Origin of the sequence: Saccharicrinis sp. GN24d3 (assembly GCF_052400645.1) — a bacterium.
Classification (GTDB): domain Bacteria; phylum Bacteroidota; class Bacteroidia; order Bacteroidales; family Marinilabiliaceae; genus Saccharicrinis.
The window spans coordinates 18,353-37,471 of the sequence record NZ_JBQTGI010000019.1 but is presented as its reverse complement, the minus strand read 5'-3'; the positions used below and the strand labels follow the sequence as shown (position 1 = coordinate 37,471).

Annotated in this window: 12 protein-coding genes; all 12 read right to left on the bottom strand. The window is 39.0% G+C overall.

Annotation, left to right across the window (positions count from 1 at the left end; genetic code table 11):
- Positions 1–130: 130 nt before the first annotated feature.
- A complete protein-coding gene (locus tag ACT29I_RS19875; protein ID WP_444794215.1) occupies positions 131–655 on the bottom strand; it encodes an RNA polymerase sigma-70 factor in 525 nt (174 codons plus the stop codon).
- Positions 656–699: 44 nt separating this feature from the next.
- The gene (locus ACT29I_RS19870) at positions 700–1,896 is read right to left on the bottom strand and encodes a hypothetical protein (RefSeq protein WP_444794214.1); all 1,197 of its coding nucleotides are present in this window, start codon (positions 1,894–1,896) and stop codon (positions 700–702) included.
- Between the two features lie 420 nt (positions 1,897–2,316).
- Entirely contained in the window at positions 2,317–4,389 is a 2,073-nt protein-coding gene (locus tag ACT29I_RS19865; RefSeq protein ID WP_444794213.1) for a glycoside hydrolase family 172 protein, read from the bottom strand.
- A gap of 72 nt (positions 4,390–4,461) precedes the next feature.
- A complete protein-coding gene (locus tag ACT29I_RS19860) occupies positions 4,462–6,516 on the bottom strand; it encodes a hypothetical protein (RefSeq protein WP_444794212.1) in 2,055 nt (684 codons plus the stop codon).
- Between the two features lie 313 nt (positions 6,517–6,829).
- Entirely contained in the window at positions 6,830–6,973 is a 144-nt protein-coding gene (locus ACT29I_RS19855) for a hypothetical protein (protein ID WP_444794211.1), read from the bottom strand.
- Between the two features lie 88 nt (positions 6,974–7,061).
- Entirely contained in the window at positions 7,062–9,143 is a 2,082-nt protein-coding gene (locus ACT29I_RS19850; RefSeq protein ID WP_444794210.1) for an alpha-L-fucosidase, read from the bottom strand.
- A 95-nt stretch (positions 9,144–9,238) separates the two neighbouring features.
- On the bottom strand, positions 9,239–9,373 hold the full coding sequence (locus ACT29I_RS19845) for a hypothetical protein (RefSeq protein WP_444794209.1): 135 nt from the start codon (positions 9,371–9,373) through the stop codon (positions 9,239–9,241).
- A gap of 191 nt (positions 9,374–9,564) precedes the next feature.
- Entirely contained in the window at positions 9,565–10,581 is a 1,017-nt protein-coding gene (locus ACT29I_RS19840; protein ID WP_444794208.1) for a LacI family DNA-binding transcriptional regulator, read from the bottom strand.
- A 271-nt stretch (positions 10,582–10,852) separates the two neighbouring features.
- Positions 10,853–13,261, bottom strand: a complete 2,409-nt coding sequence (locus ACT29I_RS19835; RefSeq protein ID WP_444794207.1) for a hypothetical protein — start codon at positions 13,259–13,261, stop codon at positions 10,853–10,855.
- Between the two features lie 167 nt (positions 13,262–13,428).
- Positions 13,429–15,906 (bottom strand): RICIN domain-containing protein, encoded by a 2,478-nt coding sequence (locus ACT29I_RS19830; RefSeq protein WP_444794206.1) that lies wholly within the window; start codon positions 15,904–15,906, stop codon positions 13,429–13,431.
- A gap of 358 nt (positions 15,907–16,264) precedes the next feature.
- Positions 16,265–17,221, bottom strand: coding sequence for an IPT/TIG domain-containing protein (locus ACT29I_RS19825; protein ID WP_444794205.1), 957 nt, complete (start codon positions 17,219–17,221; stop codon positions 16,265–16,267).
- Between the two features lie 332 nt (positions 17,222–17,553).
- Positions 17,554–19,023 carry a SusD/RagB family nutrient-binding outer membrane lipoprotein gene (locus ACT29I_RS19820; RefSeq protein ID WP_444794204.1) on the bottom strand — a complete coding sequence of 490 codons (1,470 nt, stop codon included), beginning with the start codon at positions 19,021–19,023 and terminating at the stop codon, positions 17,554–17,556.
- Positions 19,024–19,119 lie beyond the last annotated feature (96 nt).

The window sequence follows — 19,119 nt, the reverse complement described above, 5'->3', positions numbered from 1 at the left end:
ATTTTTAATCGGCTTACATAAATATGTCGAAGGAAAAAAGGAACACCCTTAGTCTGAAATCAAAGAAAAACTCAAATCACATTATTATTGTAATTTTAATTCTATTATTCACTGATTAAATGACACTTAATCACACAATAAAAAAAAGTAAATTAAAGTACCCTTGCTCTTTCAAGAGTTTTCGCATTAATTTCAGGGCTTTACTCATGTGTGCTTCCACCGTTTTCGTCGAAATATTGGCTTCCTCGGCTATCTCACTATAGGTAAGCCCTGATTTTCTACTCAATAAAAACACTTCACGTGTTTTTGTCGGAAGTTTAGCAGCAAAATAATTCAACAACGGCTCTACATCCTCTTCTTCCAAATCAGAATGCTCCTCAAATTCAGAATCAACTTCCCCAAACCATGACACCTCCTTTAAGGTATTTTGCTTTCTTAAATAGTCGACGCACTTAAATTTTGTGCTACGCAACAGAAAACGCTCCGGCTTTGCCACAGCTGCCAGTTTATCTTCCTCCCATAATTGAATGAATAGATTCTGAACGATATCTTCTGCAGCCTCTTCACTGCCCGTAATCCGAAATGCGTAATTACACAGAGGATTGTAATACTCCTCAAATATCGACTTGAATTCTTCTCCGTTTATATACTTCACAACTTTCATTCTACACTTCCACTATTCAAATAAAAGACTCCTTTTTAAAGAGTTACATCAAAGTCGGCAAACTGCAATTTCTCCACCTTTCGTAAGCTGTTTTTACCATCGCGATTGACTGTGTTATCTTTTACTGTCACTACTTCATCACTATTAGTAATGGTATATTCGTCCTTGTTGCCCGAGAAAATGATGGTGTTGACACCGGCATTTCCTGTGATGTCGTTGTCCAGTTCGTTCACCCGCACATTCGTATCGTTATTGCCCAGAAGGGTTATATCCTTCAGGTAGCGCGAGTGGTGCGAATAAGGTCGCGAAGCATCAAACTTCAGAGAAAAGGTTCCTACAAACCCGGCATCAATCCGTGCATTATAGGTCAGGTAGGGGTGAAAGAATTTATTGTTCATTACAGCATGGCCCATTGGATCTTCCTTTGCGATCTCCTCCCTGTTTTTGGCCTTGTAAATCCCCCACATCCCCTTATTATCATTGCCCTTCCAAGCCCCCCAAAGTCCATAATAAGAGTCAACCACCGACGCCAGGTACTCCTGCGACAAGCTGTTCTCTTTGGTCAGTTCTTTAATCCAGTTGGCATTCCCGGCTCCTAATCCCCATATCTTATTGGATAAGGCATTTTTCTGGGCAGCCCTGATCTCAGCTTGCAGCTCCGGAGCAGCCCCAACACTGCCATTGCTTCCATCGATCCCGATTCCATAATCGTGTACCAGGTGCAGGATCTCCTCAAAGGCGGCATCCCGATGATTGTTATAATTCTGATTCACATACCAGGCTTGCCCTTCCACCTGTATCTCGTTTTCGTACAATGGCTGGCCAGCCACTTCAACAGGATTCTTACCATCATCACTCCCATTCAACAGAGTTAATATCGCTTTGTTGGCTGCCATCTTGTTGCCCACTGCACTTTTATCGCTTCCATATTTCGACCCCGGATAATTGCGCAAGTAATGCTCTATAATGCTTCTGCAACGCACAATCTGTTCGTTGGTTATATTGCTTTGGGCCACAATATGTATGACACCACCATTGGGGGTAGTTACTTTGGTGTAACGGTTAAAGTTTTTTGTATAAGCCCTGCCCATGGATAAAGGTACAGCTTCTATTCCCAATTCAGCATCTAATTTTCCGGTTGGTTGTGGCACTAAGGCTGTCGACTCTTCTTTACTACACGCAAACAGGGCTAATACCATAGCCATTACAATCATGAAACGAACTCTCTTCATTATTAACTGTTTAATAAATTATTACACAAAAGCACATACATCCAGCTTTATCCATCGCCGATGAATAAAAACTGAAGTATGTGCTTCTCCCTTTTGCACAAAACTTTTAACCGACTATTCCCCATCTCTTCTTCAGTGTTGAAATAATCCGCTGCAAACTAAAAGTTCCTATTTTCTTTACAGGACTTGCTCCTGTCCCTTATTTGATTTCTATCCTGTTAGTTCTAACTTCTTCGTATTACTTAATCGTTATAGTGATACAGTATTAAAAAAATCAGTTCAACTGATTTTATTTCCTGTCACGGAATTATACCAATTAAGTTTTTGCCAACTGTTTTTTTGTGTAAAAAATGATATAAGTATCTAATTTTTGCCAGTTCCTTAAAAATAGCGAAACTATCATACTCAACTCAACAACAACTATTCTGCTTTCTCATCAATCAGTAAATAGTCAATAATAAAATCACAGCTTTCATCATCATTCTTCTTCGATAGTAATTTCACTCTCAAAGTATTGGTCCGCTGCAGTTTCACTTTACCCAATTCTACTAATTGAGGCATCTTATTGCAGTCTGTACTGCTCCATTCGAGTATTATTTCCCCATTCAGAGCAATTTCATAAACACCATTAGGAATGGAAGATGCCAAAGCCAACTGACTTAACACACAATGGGTATCCGCATCAAACTCAAAAGTACGGGTTTCCCCAAGCTCTCCGTTTCGCCATATCAAACCAACACCTCCTGATACATTATCGTGATAAAAGCCATAGGTATTTTTATCGACTCCAATAACACGCAAATTTTCGCCTTCCAGCTTACCATCTTCCGCTTCCGCTTTTAGTATATCAAAACGATCAAAGGCCAGCTTGGCTTTGGCTCCATCATAATCAGGTTCGATATTGCTGCTACCCCCCGGTAACAGATAATAGAAAGTAGTGGGTGCAAAATTGAGTCTGGTCTTGGTCCAATGCCACATCTCCATATCAAATTTAAGTGATTTAGCGAAAGGCATGGCGTCCAGCCCTCTATAGCGCATATTCACGGTCATATCGAACTTAAAGTTGCCACCTCCAATGGGTTGTGACAAGTAAGGATGGTTAAAGGGTGCATATTCACACCAGGCATATCCGTAGTAATCCTCAGTACCTGTTCCAATAACCGATGGAAAAGCTTCACCATCCAGGTAGACTTTCTCATCGCCTTCGCCCCACCAGCTCTTCCAGTGACCGCCTAAGGAGGTATTGAAAAGTGTGATCACATCACCCACATAAACCCCCTTGCCATTCAGGGTTACAAAGTTCATATCGAAACAACCGCCATACCCAATACGCGCTTTGTTCTCACCTGTAGATAGTGCAGTATACTGTTTCCAGCTGGCATGAAAATACATGGAGTTTTTAGTCCATTCGTATGACTGAGTGGTAACATTCCCTGTTAACCGGTAGGCAACATTTCCAATGTTTTCGAATGCTATGGTACAGTTTTTCAAGTATGGCATCAACCAGTAAACCGTCATATTTCCATCCGTTTCCACTTTTGTATAAAAAGTTTCCGAGGGGTGAAGTTCATACCCAGTGCCAAAGAAATCGCCAATAGGACACCAAACGGTTTGCTCACCGTCAAACGTGCATTTCACGATGATATCGCGCAATGCACGTTTGAGGTTATCTCCATGAATTTTCACACTTACACTGTTTATCGCCAAACCTTCCTGAACCAATTTAAGAGAAGCTTCTTTTCCGATAGGCAATTGCAAGTCAAATACCTTTCCATCAGCCACTGCTGTTCCATTTGAACTCAGAACTTCATTCACTTGCCGAATCAGTGCCTTATTTTGCTCCAACTCCTTTGGACTGAAGCTCACAACCTTTGTTCCTTTAGCGTATTCACGAGTATTGATACAATAGTATAAAGTTTCGTCGCTATTTACTGATCGCATCTCATAAGTCACTTTGCAGCTTTTGGCGTAAGGAATGGGTAGATAAAGATTATGTCCACGCCGCATGTAACTGGTTTTAGAAGACACTGATGAACTTAACGGCACCCCAACCTCATTTTTACTGATAAAATCGATGAGTTTGGTTTCAATTACCGGCTCCGTATTACCATCGAGGTAAATACGTAATGTACCTGCACCATGATTGTTTCCTGTTAACCAAAACCGAACGATAGAGCCGGCACCATTGGTATCCATTAACACACTCTCTTCGCGCCCACAGTTGTTTTCCACCCTGATAAACTGGTCGCAATCGGAATTGGCAAACCAGGTAGAATCATTAATGGCAGTGGAACGGCGATCGTAACTACTAAACTGCTTAAAGGTATAATACGGATCAGGGTAGCGTGTCAGCACATCACGATCGATCATCTCTTCTAATAAAGTTCGAAAGGAGACTTCCCCTTTCTTACCATTTTTCTTTAATTTGGCTTCAACCACAGTAGTGACAACACAAAGAAAAAGGCCAACCATTATAAAATTACGTAGCATCATGTATTTTTATTACTCTTATGAAGAGTATGGATAACCGTAAAAAACAATCAGATTATCCATACTCTGACTAATCTAATACTCAAAAACCACCGCAGTATGGCATTCAAACTCAGGAACTACAACCTGTAATTTACCATCTACTTTTTTCATTTTCAAAGCTTTCTTACCAGAAATAGTATATGCTTTTTTGATTTTCTCATCAAAATCAACACTTACAGGCACATTATGCAAGGGCACCAAATCCTCTATTACCTGCGCACGTCCGCGCTGATGTGGTGTTCCATAGGTTAAATGCACCACATATCGGTTTTCCTCAGGCTGATGCAACAAGTTAAGTCTCCCGCAACTGGGCATTTCTGCTTCCACAAAGGGATCCATTAGCAGCTGTTTCAAGGCATTATAGAACAACTGTCTATGAACACGCGATCCCTCTTTGGCATAAATCCGCTCCAAATCGTGGGCACACCAAACGATGTTGCCATATTTTATGACAGCCGGATGAACTGCCGGTTTGTTTTGGTAAGGCACATTATCGTGCGAGGTCCAGTGCTCCACAGTCCGGTCGAAATAAGGCTCATATATCTGCGCCAGTATTTCAGTCCCTTCTTTAGGCGTTACACGAATAGCCGGCATACGATTCAGAAAGGGGGATTGAACCAGATCGGTGGTCAGTTTATCGCCCACATAGGTATAGTCGTTTCGATAAGTGGCTTCAGCAGCATCTGTTGCGCCAATATCAAATTTCCATGCTCCATTTTCGTATGCACCTTTGCCTAAAATGAATAACTTACCTCCCTTATCCAAATATGACTGAATCTGAGCTGTTTCTATCTCATTCAACCGCACATCGCTGTGCAGAATCAACACTTCCAGGTCACTCCAGTCTTTAAGGTTGTTGGCAACTACAAAATTGACCTGATTCTCCAGTAACATCTTGGTCAAATCATTATCACGCCCGGTAAAGCTTAGCCAAATAGCTGTACGCGCTTTATGCTGAGCATTAATGCTATAGCCTTCAATTTTTTCGATGTAGGCATAGGCATGCCCAATGTTGCCGTAAGTGGCTTTCTCCAGTTTTCCGGTAGGATGCAATTGGTCACCAAAACTAGCCATCGCACCAAAGGACATCATGGCTGCTGCTTCGTACCAAATGGCATCTTTGTGTTTGAATCCTCCGAATTCGCCCCAAGCTGAATGAAACTTCCCACTCATGCCAACGATAGGCTTGCCGGTATTGGCATAGTACTTTGCTCTTACCGGAAATACATCGTAACCGTGCCAGGTTGTAGGCAGGTCTTCCAAATCCTGCTTGGTATTATATTGGTGATATTGCTCCTTCATATTACGTGCACCACTGATTGGAGTAGTCCAATTGTAATAGATGGTTGCATTGGGCCGGTATTTCTTAATGATAGCATTGGTCTTTTGGAAATAGGTATGCATCTTTTTACAATGATGCTCCCAGGCCTCCTCCTCATTGTTCCAGTCTACGCCATTCGCCTCCATATCTTTCTTGCTCCATTCATTGTAATTGACGGTTCCAACGGGAACAATGTCGAACCAAAAGCCATCTATTTCATAGTTTTTAGCGATCTCCTCAGTATGCTTTAACAGATGCTCCATGTAAGGCCCTTCGGGCGACAGGGTTGGCCATCCCCATGGGAAAGGCTCGCCAGGCTTGGACTTGGCTTCCATTTCGGCAAACTTATCGATACCATCCTTACCGGTGGAAACCCAATCGGGATGTTCCCTGGCATCCAGCACATTCCATCCTACCGTTACATAAGCCTGGGCTGTTACTCCTATTTCATGGCAGGCATCCAGCTGGGCCCCAAAGAGATCATAATCCAGATTGGGGTGACGTTTTCCAACTTTGGTATCGTAATAGCACCAGCCATGGTGTCCTTTGGCAAAGATGTTAATGGAGTTAACATGGCCAACTTTAAGCGCCTGTTGCCACTCCTCTTTGTTCCAATTTTTTCCAATATTCTCCAGTTTTTCACTTGTATGAAAATCCAGATGCACCTGACGTGTCCCCTCAGGTATTATTGTAGTTTCCTGTGCATTTACCAGTGTACAGTTAAACACAAGATTCAAAAAAAAGATAAAATATTTTACTATATTCATGGTAAGATCAATTATTCAAATATTAACTTATATTTTAGAACTTTATTTAGCCTACTAGTCAACAGATAACTCAGGAACCATTGCTATATGAGAAATGACTTTGTTAGCTACATCATAAGGTGTGAAATCAAACTCCTCATCCAGTACTTCAGCCTTTGCCGAATAGCCAAAACGATCAAGGCCCAACACCATTCCATCTTCACCAACCAACAATTCTTAAGTTACAGGCAAACCAGCAGTTAAACCGATTCTAATGCACCTTTTGGATAATACTTGTTACTGATATTCCCTCGACTGACTTCTAAATAATCCTTCACTCGGAACAGAGGATATTGTTAAAGTCGGCTCCTCCCATGGCACCTCCCGGATGACCTGACTTTGCCTGCTCAACCATAGCAGTTGATAAAATTCGAATATTATTCGCCGCTAAATCTACAACCTGACATTTATCCTTCATTTAGACCTGATTATTAGGCACTTAATTTAATAAAATAATAATAAAAAACAGGCCTCAGACATCACATACAACACCGGCCCAATTACTACTACTCAGTTATAATATCTATTTCGGCATAACCGGCTACACTGCTATTGCCTGTGTTATCTATAGCTTTCAACTTCACAAAACGTGCTTTTGCTGAATCAAATAGCTTAGTTTGCCAGATAGGGCTGTTTTTAATATTAGAAAACTCCCCCTCACTCGCCAATTTCCATGATCGTCCATTGGTAGATGTATAAAACTGATAGTTGAAAATGATTCCATTAGACCAACGGCTTTGATCCGGCAGATACTTAAAACCTTTTAACGTATATGTCTGACCAAGGTCAACTACCAAGTCAACCGGCATCTTCTTGTTATTTTGATGCCAAACAGTCATTGACTCACCATCAAATATCCGGTTCGCATTTTCATCTCCTACGCCTACAACTTTCCACTCCTTTTTAACAATGTCGAATGTCTCGCTGCTGACTGGGCTTCTTTTCCCAGAGACCGGATCCAAAGTAATGGCTTTCACTTCTGCTTTGTCTGCTAGGATGAATGATCCAGTGTATTTAGTCGAATTGTTATCCGGCTCTGAGCCATCCGTTGTGAAATACACATCTACTTCTTTGTCTGCAGATTCTATTTTCAGAAACCCTTCTTTGTCTCTCTTAATGACTGGAGCTGTTAATACTTTAGGAGCTTTATAAAGTTCGACATTGGTAATCAGAGGAGAAGCTTTTGACTTTTTAATTGCCACACGTACTTTGGCGGCCTTGGTTATTGGCAATCGAAGTATTCTTTTATAGCCAATAGTTGTTTCCTTTGCCAGCGTCCGCCATTTACCATCTACCATCGCGTCTAAAGTAAACTCCTGAACCCGCTGGCCTAAACGAATATATTCCTGAATCAGGAAACGGTTAAATTCTGTAGGTTCCTCCAGGTCAATGATTAGCGATGCTTCTGAAATCTGATCATCGGTTGCCCAGTAGGTTTCTTTCTCCGCATCAGTTATGTTTGACGCTTTATACTTTCGGGAATTTCCTCTCACATTACTAGCTTCTACTTCTTTCCCTTTAGCCAGATTAACGGCAAAATCAGCCTTAAGCGCGTTAGACATCTTCAATATCTGCTCCACATCTTTTTCATGAATCAGTCCCCGTGGATCAACCGGGAAGTTCATCAACAATGTTGCTCCCCGTCCTACGGAATGGTAATAGATATCCAACAGGTGTGGCAAGGTTTTTACTTTATGATCTTCTGACTTATGATAGAACCAACCCGGGCGGATGGACACATCGACCTCTGCCGGAACCCAGTGGGTACCATCTTCGTGTCCGTATTGCAATTCCTTATAGTTAGGAAAACCAGGCCATACTTCATCCCTTTTTAGTGTATTCCAATTGGTTTTTCCAACCCAACCTTCTTCGTTACCACACCAACGACAACCAGGCCCTGCATCACTAAATAGGATTGCATTAGGTTGCAATTCCCGAACAATTTTGTAGGTATTCTCCCAATCGTAATAAGTTTTCCTATCTACACTTCTGGTTTCATTGGCTCCACCATAATAGCCAGATCCCCCATTGGCTCCATCAAACCAAATCTCGAAGATATCACCATAATTAGTTAATAGTTCTCTCAACTGATTACGGAAATAAGTAATGTACTCAGGCTTCCCATAATCAGCATGATTTCTATCCCACGGGGACAAATAAACGCCAAATTTCAATCCATATTCTTTACAGGCTTCTGATAGCTCTTTTAACAAATCACCTTTTCCGTCACGCCATGGTGAATTCTTAACTGAATAATCAGTATACTTCGAAGGCCAAAGACAAAATCCATCATGATGCTTAGCCGTAATGATAATCCCCTTCAGTCCTGATTCCTTACAAACTTTGGCCCATTGCTTACAATTCAGTTCAGTCGGATTAAACAATTCGGGGCTTTTATCCCCATATCCCCACTCAATATCAGTAAAAGTGTTCATACTGAAATGCACAAATGCATAAGACTCCATTTCGTGCCATTTTAACTGACTTTCAGAAGGCACTGGACCAACTGCAGTAGGTGGTGCCACCTGCTTACAGGAGAAAGCCAAAACTGACACTATGGATAAAAGATATAAACATTTAAATTTCATACGATTATGATTTTTATTTATTAATAACTATAATTTTTCTGCTTCACTTATGTGAATTTGTCTGAGCCTAACTGCCCGAATTCAACCTTTGACCATTACAGACTTTTCATACCATATAAAGAACCATAAGTCTCACAGGTGCGATAATCCGAACCTTCCTTATCTTCCCTCAATAATTTCATGGCAGATTGTAATGACTCCAAATAGTCATCTGCATCCTGCCGAGCCACATTATCATTTTTACTATCCGTATATACTCCTTTATTTGCACAACTATAATCAACAGATGCTATTCCATGAACATCTCATGATTTTATTTCTACAATAATTACGCGTACTGAGTTCGATCCATAATCAATACCCAAAGAAAAATCACCACTCATTACTTAAACGTTTTAGCTTTTGGTTAAAAAAAATCCTTTTAACAGGATTCCCTGATTATCAAATTACCAGACAGCAATACCTCTCCAACCTTTGGTTTTGATGCGTCATCCATCTTATCGACTAAAATAGAAATAGCTTTTACGCATATGTTGGCTATAGGCTGTTCAAAACAAGTCACTCCAGGCTTGGCTACTTGAAAAGATTCAGGATTATCGAAACTCACGATCCCTATATCCTGAGGTATTTTAATATTCATTTTATCGAAATACTTCAAACTTTGGATCCCTAACTTATTATTTGCAAAGAAAAATGCATCACAGCCTTTTTTAAGCGCTGACTTTAACATTGATTCCAGTCTAGTCTCAACATGTTTGAAGCCAGTCTCGAAAATCAAATTTTCTGAATCATCATTCAATTCTGATTCTTTTAAGGCGGATGTATATCCTTTAATTCGCTGGTTATTATTGGTTAAACCTGTATCATAAACAAAAGCTCCTATTTTCTTGTATCCCCGTTTTATCAACACGTTACACAACTGATATCCTCCCTCGAAATTATTGGTTGTTACAGCGTCTTCACTAACCCCATCACAACAACGGTCAACAAATACAAACGGAATTGACTGTTCTTGCAAAGCCATCAAATACTTCTGGCTCTTTTTGACAGGAACAATCAACATCGCATCCACTTGCCGAGACAAAAACACATTGATGATATCATTTAACTTCTTGGGATCCTCATCGGAGCTGCCGAACATCACCTGATAGCCTAATCCAGAAGCTTCATTTTCAATGAATCGCGCCATTTTGCCAAAGTAAGGATTGGCAATATCAGCCACAGCAAGACCAATAATACCGCTTTTTCCGGTACGCAATGCCCTTGCCATTTGATTTGCCTGATAACCCAACTCCTTTGCTTTTTCAATGACTTTTTTAGATAAGGTATCACTGATTCTATTCTCCCTACTTTTTCCAGAAAGAACAATAGAGACAAGCCCTACAGACACACCCAACTCATTTGCGATATCAACTAGTTTTATTCTTTTTTTAGCCATCTTCATTTATTATTTGGACAAATATACAACTTTTTTAAGAAAATGCTATATCGTTTTAGCTACATTAGATCAAGTGAAATTATAGTAACATAAAAGTTGGACTGCAAACCCATGGTAAACTTGGAATAATGTGTTGCAATATTGTAACACAACCAGTATATTACCCAGACGGATAATTTGTTTTGATCTTTCAATGCATTATTGGTGTTAAATAGAGAAAGACCATTGGGTTGGTTATTCTTATAACGCCTTTTAATTTGTTTATGTATATCTATTGTTCAATCACTATTTCCTTTTCCACATATTCGTTCATCGTAGTAAGCCAAACTTCGGGCTTAAGTTCTGTGACTTCAGAATTAACCAGCACCACCGCCTTTATATCCTGTCCTAACATCCATTTTTCTAAGGGAATATAGTAAGTATAGTTTCCTGTAAAATAATCCTTATGGCAAACTCCTGATTCGAAAGTATTTGAAGGATATGAGATACTTCGATCAGGTGCTCCAACATATTTATCGCCTACATTTATTCCTGCATACGCTCCTTCCGAGCCATGCTCACCATTAACAGCAATACATAAATATCCATTCTGTGGCATTTCATCTAACTTAAAAGAAGCTTGCCAGGCTGACTTTGGAAGGATCTTGGCATAATCTGCAAACAAATTAGAGGCAGTCCAATTTTTACGGTCAACACTTTTGTTATCTGCATCAAGCCCAATCACTTCACTTGCACGATCAGGAAAAACAGGAATTTTAATATATCGATATGCTTTATTGGATGGCAAATCAATTTCAATATCATCATTGATAAAACCCGTTAATTTATCCCAATCTTTAAGATTGTTTGATCCATATGCATATATGCCTTCTTCTTTAACCAATGGTTGTAAAGCATAAACATCGGGATACTTAACAATTAGTTTTTTTAATTGGGTTGGCTCGGCCATATCAAGCCTGAAACATCCTCCATTAATCTTGAATTCCTTATAACGACGACGGCAAACATAAAAGCTAGTTTCTTCATTTCCGTCAAACAAATTCTTATCCCAAATTCCTCTTTCAATAAATTTTTCCTGATTAAAGAAGGCATCACGTGCAGCTTTTACTTCAGGGATTTTAGTTTCTCCAGAACGTTTAAGAGATCGTACTTCTAAAGCATTATTATCGGCAGCAAAACAAGTTGCTTCATATAAAGCAATAGCATCGTCAGGTACAAGCGTTTTTTTAGCATCCGCTAATTTTCTATTCGATGCATTTTTTAGCAACTGTCCCTCAAAATTTATTTCAATCTTATTGCTTTTTAACAATTCATTATATGATTTACCATCAATTTTTGCTGACTGATATTTGCCATGAAGACCTTTTAGAGACACATGCTTTGTTGTTCCAGGCGCTCCATAAAGTTTTATTTTTATTGGGTTTCCTTTTTCATGTTCAGCCAATAAATAATCTGTACCTTCTATGTATGGCTCTGTTTCACTTTCGCATGAAACTCTTACTAAACAAGTTCTGAAAGGCAGTACCTCAATATCAACCGATGAATTATATTTGTAGGCACCCACATATTTTTCTGTTGGATGATGTTGGAATACACGGTAAGATTTACCTCGTTTATTGATGCCAATAATTGTGTCTAACTTAATGGTATAGGTTTGAGATTCCCACGAATTATTGCGAAGAGTGATTAATCGTGTTTTTTCGTTACCTCTTGAAATTGCATAAGCTCCATACTCTTTTTTAGGTAATATTTTTCCTTCTACCATAATATCTCTATACTGACGGTGAAGGTTGAAAATACGAGCTAATTTTGCGAATTCATCGTCATTTAATAACCATGGATTACCGTATATCTCTGGTGCTAAAATCAGGTTTCTATTAAAAGCTTGCAAAATCAGTTCATCATCCCAAGCATCTAAACAAGACGAAATACAAACGCCATGATCTTCTGTTAAACGACTAAATCCAGGAGGAAAACCTCTTGTTAAAGCTCCCGCCCTATGGTGAGAAGCTGTTGTTTCATTCCAAATATGACAATCGGTATAAGTCTCTATACCTTCCCACAAAAAAGTTGTTGCATAAGGTAGTCCTTTTGTCAAACCCAGTCGGTGATTCAATAAGATAAGATCTGGACTGTACTTTCTGCACTCCGTCATCATTTTCACAAAGGCATCTTCTTTCTCAAGTGGCAGTGGTCCACAAACTTTATCGAACTTAAATAATTCAAATTCATATTTTTTACATAGCTCCACCATCTCTGCAATTCTATTTGCTTCCTGTTCAGGCGTAGTTCCAAAACCATCAGGCCCTCCCCAAACACCCAAACGAATTCCAAGTTCCTTCGCTTTTTTATACATCGGGTCAAATCCATTAGGGAATTGCTTTTTAAACCGATCACTCTTCGTGCTGCCATAGAATTTGGCTCCATCAATCGCTCCAGCATCAAAAGCATAAATATCCAATTGCATCCCATATTGAGATTTCATCCATTCGAAAAAAGCAAGATTTGTTAATGTATGCTCCTCCGTTGGCCCCTCATTCGTATTATTGATCCACGAAAAATACTGCGCTCTTGATGGTGTTTTTTCATCTGCACCAGGAAAAACAGCTTGTTGAGCAAACAAGGTATTCATTCCTATAAATAATAATATTAATTGAATACTAACTTTTAATCTCTTCATAAACTTTTATTTAATATTAATTCCTACTAAATTTAGGGTCGGGCAGACAAGAAAGAGCTGTCAAAAAAGAGACCTTTGAATAGCCTGATCTCCGCCAGCTCTTCACTTTATTTAATGTATATGAATAAAGATAAAAGATATCAGCTTTCCATACATTTCTAACAACGCTACTTAATTAATAATCTCGCAATTTTTCTATCACTGTTAACTGTTAGATCTACCAAATAGATTCCCGGTTTTATTCCTGATAAATTAATTCCAACATTATTTTCACCTTGCATAACATGCTCTGTTTTTTGCATGAGCACTCGTCCATCTGAAGAGAGAATTCGCAATTGTGTCGCATCATCCTCTTCAGCAGAAAACATCACATTTAGCTTACCATCCGTTACCGGGTTAGGATAGATAATAATCCCTTCCTGCTTAGTTTTTTCAATTTGAGGCACTATTTTCTCTACTGTCGCAGATTTTAGCAGATTATCCACCTTATCTAGTTTCCACAATTGATTACTTTGACCTACATAATCCCATTGATAAACATTGGCTCCATTATCTTGTAAAATACCTTGAACATCCAATACTTTATTACTGAAAGAAGAACTGATTTTATAATAGGTATTATCCACTTTTTCAATTTTCCATTTCTGGTTTTCATAATTCACCCATGACCATTGGACCACATTACCTCCATTATCAGGATTCCAAGAATAAATATCCAACACTTTTCCTGAATGTCGTGCAACAATTCGATACTTGCCATTCTCGATTTGTTCAATACTCCACTGTTGATTCTCCTGACCAACATATTCCCATTGGTAAATATTAGCCCCATCATCATGCGAAATACCTGACACATCTAATGCTTTACCACTATTTTTAGATATAATCTTATAATAACCCGGTTCAACAATAGGATCCAGTTCAATTCCAGCAGTTTTAATATGAACATATTCCGCATTGGTCCAATAGTAGTTTGCAGTACTGTTCACATCACTTTGGGTAACCAACGAACCATATATGTTTCCATCCAGTCCTAAAGACGAACCATCTACTTGTTTAATTTGTACCCAGGTATCATTTGGTTTCCTATAATCTTTAGCAAAGATAGTTATGGTTCCATTCTGAGCATTATCTACTTTAAACAACCTGTTAAACTTGGATATATTCAGATATTCAACAGTAGTTTGACCATTATTTACGGAACTACTACGCTGTATATATACAATCTTTTCTTTCTCTGGAGCCCACCCTATATATATAAAATCATCAGCTCTTCCTTGTCCAGAACGTAACATGATACCTCCTGTTGGCCCAGTTCCATTAATATAGTTTTTACTAAACGGATTAGAATACCAGTTTTCGTTTAACCATAGCTTACCAACTCTTCGCACACCAGCCTCTATCGTAAATTCATTGCCCGACGTTGCCGTTTCCATCATACTCAATAAATCCAGACTAGAGCTTCCATTGATATCAAAAAAACCACTTCCTTGTATGTTCGCATAACTATTTTTATAAAAACCGGATATATCGGAAGGCAGTGCTAAACCTCCTATATTGGTCAACTGAAAATAAGGATTTACATGTCCAATATCAGCTAACGGCTTATACAGATAAGTATATCCCATATCCGCACCTCCATAAGAGTCATTATATCTTTTTCTAAGACTATTAGAATCTTCCCAATGGCCTTCACTCGCAAAGGTAAACCAACCATTACCCCAGAAGTTTCCACCACTGGCACCCATGCTTTGTCCAATGTGATACATCTGATCTATATTGGTCTCCATTTGACCTTTGACAAGCAATTCCTCCATGGGTACTAATAAATATCTTGCATCGCTGTTGTATCCCCAATTACTTATTTCATAACCAATTGAAGTAGCCTGACGAGGAACATCTATTTCGTCAACACCACTCGCTCCAGAATAATAATAATCTACTCCTCTATCATTCATCCATTCATTTTGCACAAAAATGGCATGGCCATGGCTGTTAGTCAACAAATTAGCTGCACCATTGGATCCAATCCATACATGAGGATGTGTACCATCATGTAAATGCAAGTTATAAGTACTAGAAGAATAGGAGTCAAAAATACTCATATCATTATCACCAGCCCATGTTGTCCCCCAGGTTGTTGTTCCATGAACCGTAGTAAGCGCTCCCTTTACATTACCTGACTTATCAACAATTACCTCAATGCTTTCCATATCATTTAAATGATCACCAGCTGATCCGGCAATTTCGTTATAGGTATGATAAATTCCATATTTCAGAATATAAAAATCACTCATTTCAAGAAGAGAAGTATATACAATTGGCGTGACATCATGATTTGAATTGAATCCACCAATATCAGAAGCTAAAGTAGTACGAGGCCAGTTGCTTCCATTTGCCCATACATCGTCATCATCATCATAGGTTCCCCAATTTTTATCATGATCCAAACGCACTAACATATCCTGAGCATCATAATAATCAGAGGATGTATTTACACCCATGTGTACAACTGGTGCATAACGTTGAAGTATTTGATCGCGTGATAGTGTTGAAATATCTTGAGCATTAATGCTCAAGCATAGAAATAACAATAAAAAAGATATAACAATTCGATCTTTTAACAGCGTATAAGTCTTTTTCATAAATAATTAGATTTTATTGATTGTAAAATGAAATTTTTAAAGGGTAAGCGTTTTAACCATAGTTTAGAACTATATTTTACAGAAAAAGACACAATACTTCTTCCTTAAACTGATGCAAAAAGTAGAATAATTCACCCCTCACAAAACAACACACAAAACAACTAACCTACAAGAACTTAACAAGCATACATACTATAATAAGCATCTACAGATTTATAAGACTTCTACTAATGTTTCAACTAATATATCTAACTTGGACTAATCATAAACCTCTTTGGTTTTGGCTCGTCCAAGTTAGGATTAATAAAAAAACCCAAACACCCCTAAGTGGGTATTTGGGTTTCGTATTGCAATGTTATTATTTGTATTCAATAATCAAAGAAGCTGATTCTTCACCAGCATTAACATCATCACCAGCTTCATCTCCTTCTGACGACCAGGTTTCAGCCTCACGACCGTCGCCACCTTTACCTTCTTCGATAGAAAGAATGAATGTCATGTTACCACCTTCAGTCCAATCTGCATGGTCAATGATTTCCTGAACAACTTCTGTTAAATCAGCTGTTTGCTGTGCCTCATCTCGTTCGTCTATAGCAGTCCAGGCCGGAATATCCCAAAGTGCATTTGCGCTTGTTTTAGTTCTACTGCTGATGCTAAAAGGAGTATCTGTAAACTCACCAGTATCTTTTGCTTCACCATAGATGCGCATCTTACAAGGATCACTTCCGGTATCATCAGCTGTAAATTGAATATAAGCTTTAGTTACAACCGCACCTTTAGGTATGTTTACAGTTCTAAAGCGGGTTCCAATATACTGGTAACCAAAGTCAGAATCGATATCACACAACTCCAAGTCACTACTGGTCAATTCCATAAAACCGGCAGGTGTTGAATTATATTCCACTTCAGCCTCTTCTGCATCATCATTAACATGCTTTAGGTGAATAGTAAGTAAGTTTTCTTTGATTGTAAATACAGGACCAACCACCTTTGCAGCCATTCCAACTTGTACAGAAACAGGACCAGATGATGCCCCTAAAGGTACTTTCGTTATCAAAGATGTTGTTGTACCGCCTGTTACCACAGCTTCAATATCGCCAAAAAACACTTTGTTTTCGGCCGTAACTGCACTAAAATTGGCACCTACGATGGTTACAGCTGTACCAGCAGCACCTTCCGTAATACTAAGAGAAGTTATCGTTGCCGGGGGGGTTACCTTTTCATCATCATCACTACAGCCAACAACAGCAACGGTAAAGGCTACACATACAAGCATAATAGCCAAGGAAGAATTAATAAATAATTTGTTTTTCATAATGTTTAATTGATTTTTCATGGTGTTCAAATTTTAATTATAAACTGTGATTATTTTGATAAGTTATTTGGTATTAACAAGAGGGTAGCCGAAATTGAATTTAATTAACAATCAAACTTACAAGTCCTAATTAAGGCACTTATACAGTCCCCACACCCGCACAAACAGGGCAATACTTCCTCCCTCATTTCCACGGAACTACCTGTTCCGAACTCGATTCGGAAGACTCTTAGCTCAAAGCTAAAAGCCTTTCCGCAGGCAGGTGGAGAACTATTTAGTTGGTGCTATAAATTGAAAGCTTTAATATTCCAGTTTGTCAATTTCGGATAGCTTTATTTTAAAAGCCACATTAACGTAATCCAGCTATCAGCTCCTTGTCTAACAACAGCTGCTTCATAGTTTTTAGTGTTAAATTCGCGTTCATCTACAGGGTATCTGAGTCGCATTGGAGGAATCCTATCGTTTGCTGTTGATGAATCAAAATTTAATGCAGGAAGTTTAGTCCGTCTCCACGAAAAATAACTCTCCACATCTAAATAAAGCGCCAGCCACTTTTGTGTTGCAATCAGTTCCAGTTTTTTACTTTGCGATCCAGTATACAGAACACCATCCTGTGTCAAGTAAGTAGCATCCCAACTTGACATGGCTTCCAGCTCACTGGCTCCTTGCTCAATTCCAACTTCCAAACGCCCTTTTTGATAATTATATGATGCCTCAATACCTTTTTCATAGTATTGCTGTGCCATAGTACTTCCTCCATTGATCCAACCTTTTTCTGCGGCCTCGGCCAACAAAAACTGTAGTTCCGCAAAACTCATCCATACCGTTTGTATTGCATAATTGGTTCTTGACTCAAAGATTAATTGGGATGTTTTTGAAGCATCACCTGACGGGGTCTTTGTGGTTCCGGAAGGAATCCCAACGTAATCACCACTTGTAGGTATCTCGGCTTTAGCGGCATAAATCTTTATTCTTTCATCGCTAAACTCTAAAAGCTTGTCGATAAAATCCTTGCCCATATGCACATCGTTTAAAAAGAACAAACCGTGTTTGCTTCTGGGGTAATAACTTTCGTGGTTAAAGGTAAATGCCGGTTGATCGTTGTTGCTTTCCATTAATGGATAAGTAGCAGGGTCATTCAACATTTTTTGTAATTCTGCTGAAGGATCTACCTGCTTAGACATAGCAATCATAACTCTCACCTTGAGAGAATTAGCGAACTTCTTCCACTTCTGTATATCATTGCCCAATAAAAAATCACCTTGTAGAGCAAACGAACCTGTCCCTAAAAGTTGGTTGGCTTCATCCAAATCATTGAGTATACCATTAAAAATATCATCCTGGGTATCGTAGTGTGGCTGATTAGTGCCCAGGTATGCTTTCCCTGCCTCGGTATACGGTAAATCGCCGTATAACGATGAAGTCACATAATACATCCAGCTTTTTAACACCAAGCCAACACCTTTTTCATTCTCTTCACCAGGTTTGGCATTATTGATGATGTATTCCGCATTGGCCAGTTCATCATAGTGTTGTTCCCACCAATCCTCGTTCGCATCTCTTATCAATAAAAAATGATCCCAATGTTTAAGTGGATATTCGGTATAATTGACCATTTTGTTAGTTAAGTCAAAGGAGCTCACGGCATATTCGTGTGACAAATCCCTTTCAATCCCCATGATTAACCTGTTCACAGGCACTTCTGTTGGGCTATTGAGGTCTTTATTCACGTCCTCCAATTCATCTGAACAGGAAAAGAAACAGATGATAGGAACAACTAATATATATTTGAAATATTTCATGCGTTTTAAAATTAGTATCAAGACACAAGTATTAAGTATCAAGAATGGAGAACACAGAGGTTCCGAGCTTTAAATCTCCTAAACTAGTTCGGAGCA

Coding starts and splice junctions, on each gene's coding strand:
- ACT29I_RS19870 (WP_444794214.1), bottom strand. CDS start 1,896: ATGAAGAGAGTTCGTTTCATGATTGTAATGGCTATGGTATTAGCCCTG.
- ACT29I_RS19865 (WP_444794213.1), bottom strand. CDS start 4,389: ATGATGCTACGTAATTTTATAATGGTTGGCCTTTTTCTTTGTGTTGTC.
- ACT29I_RS19860 (WP_444794212.1), bottom strand. CDS start 6,516: ATGAATATAGTAAAATATTTTATCTTTTTTTTGAATCTTGTGTTTAAC.
- ACT29I_RS19855 (WP_444794211.1), bottom strand. CDS start 6,973: ATGAAGGATAAATGTCAGGTTGTAGATTTAGCGGCGAATAATATTCGA.
- ACT29I_RS19850 (WP_444794210.1), bottom strand. CDS start 9,143: ATGAAATTTAAATGTTTATATCTTTTATCCATAGTGTCAGTTTTGGCT.
- ACT29I_RS19840 (WP_444794208.1), bottom strand. CDS start 10,581: ATGGCTAAAAAAAGAATAAAACTAGTTGATATCGCAAATGAGTTGGGT.
- ACT29I_RS19835 (WP_444794207.1), bottom strand. CDS start 13,261: ATGAAGAGATTAAAAGTTAGTATTCAATTAATATTATTATTTATAGGA.
- ACT29I_RS19830 (WP_444794206.1), bottom strand. CDS start 15,906: ATGAAAAAGACTTATACGCTGTTAAAAGATCGAATTGTTATATCTTTT.
- ACT29I_RS19825 (WP_444794205.1), bottom strand. CDS start 17,221: ATGAAAAACAAATTATTTATTAATTCTTCCTTGGCTATTATGCTTGTA.
- ACT29I_RS19820 (WP_444794204.1), bottom strand. CDS start 19,023: ATGAAATATTTCAAATATATATTAGTTGTTCCTATCATCTGTTTCTTT.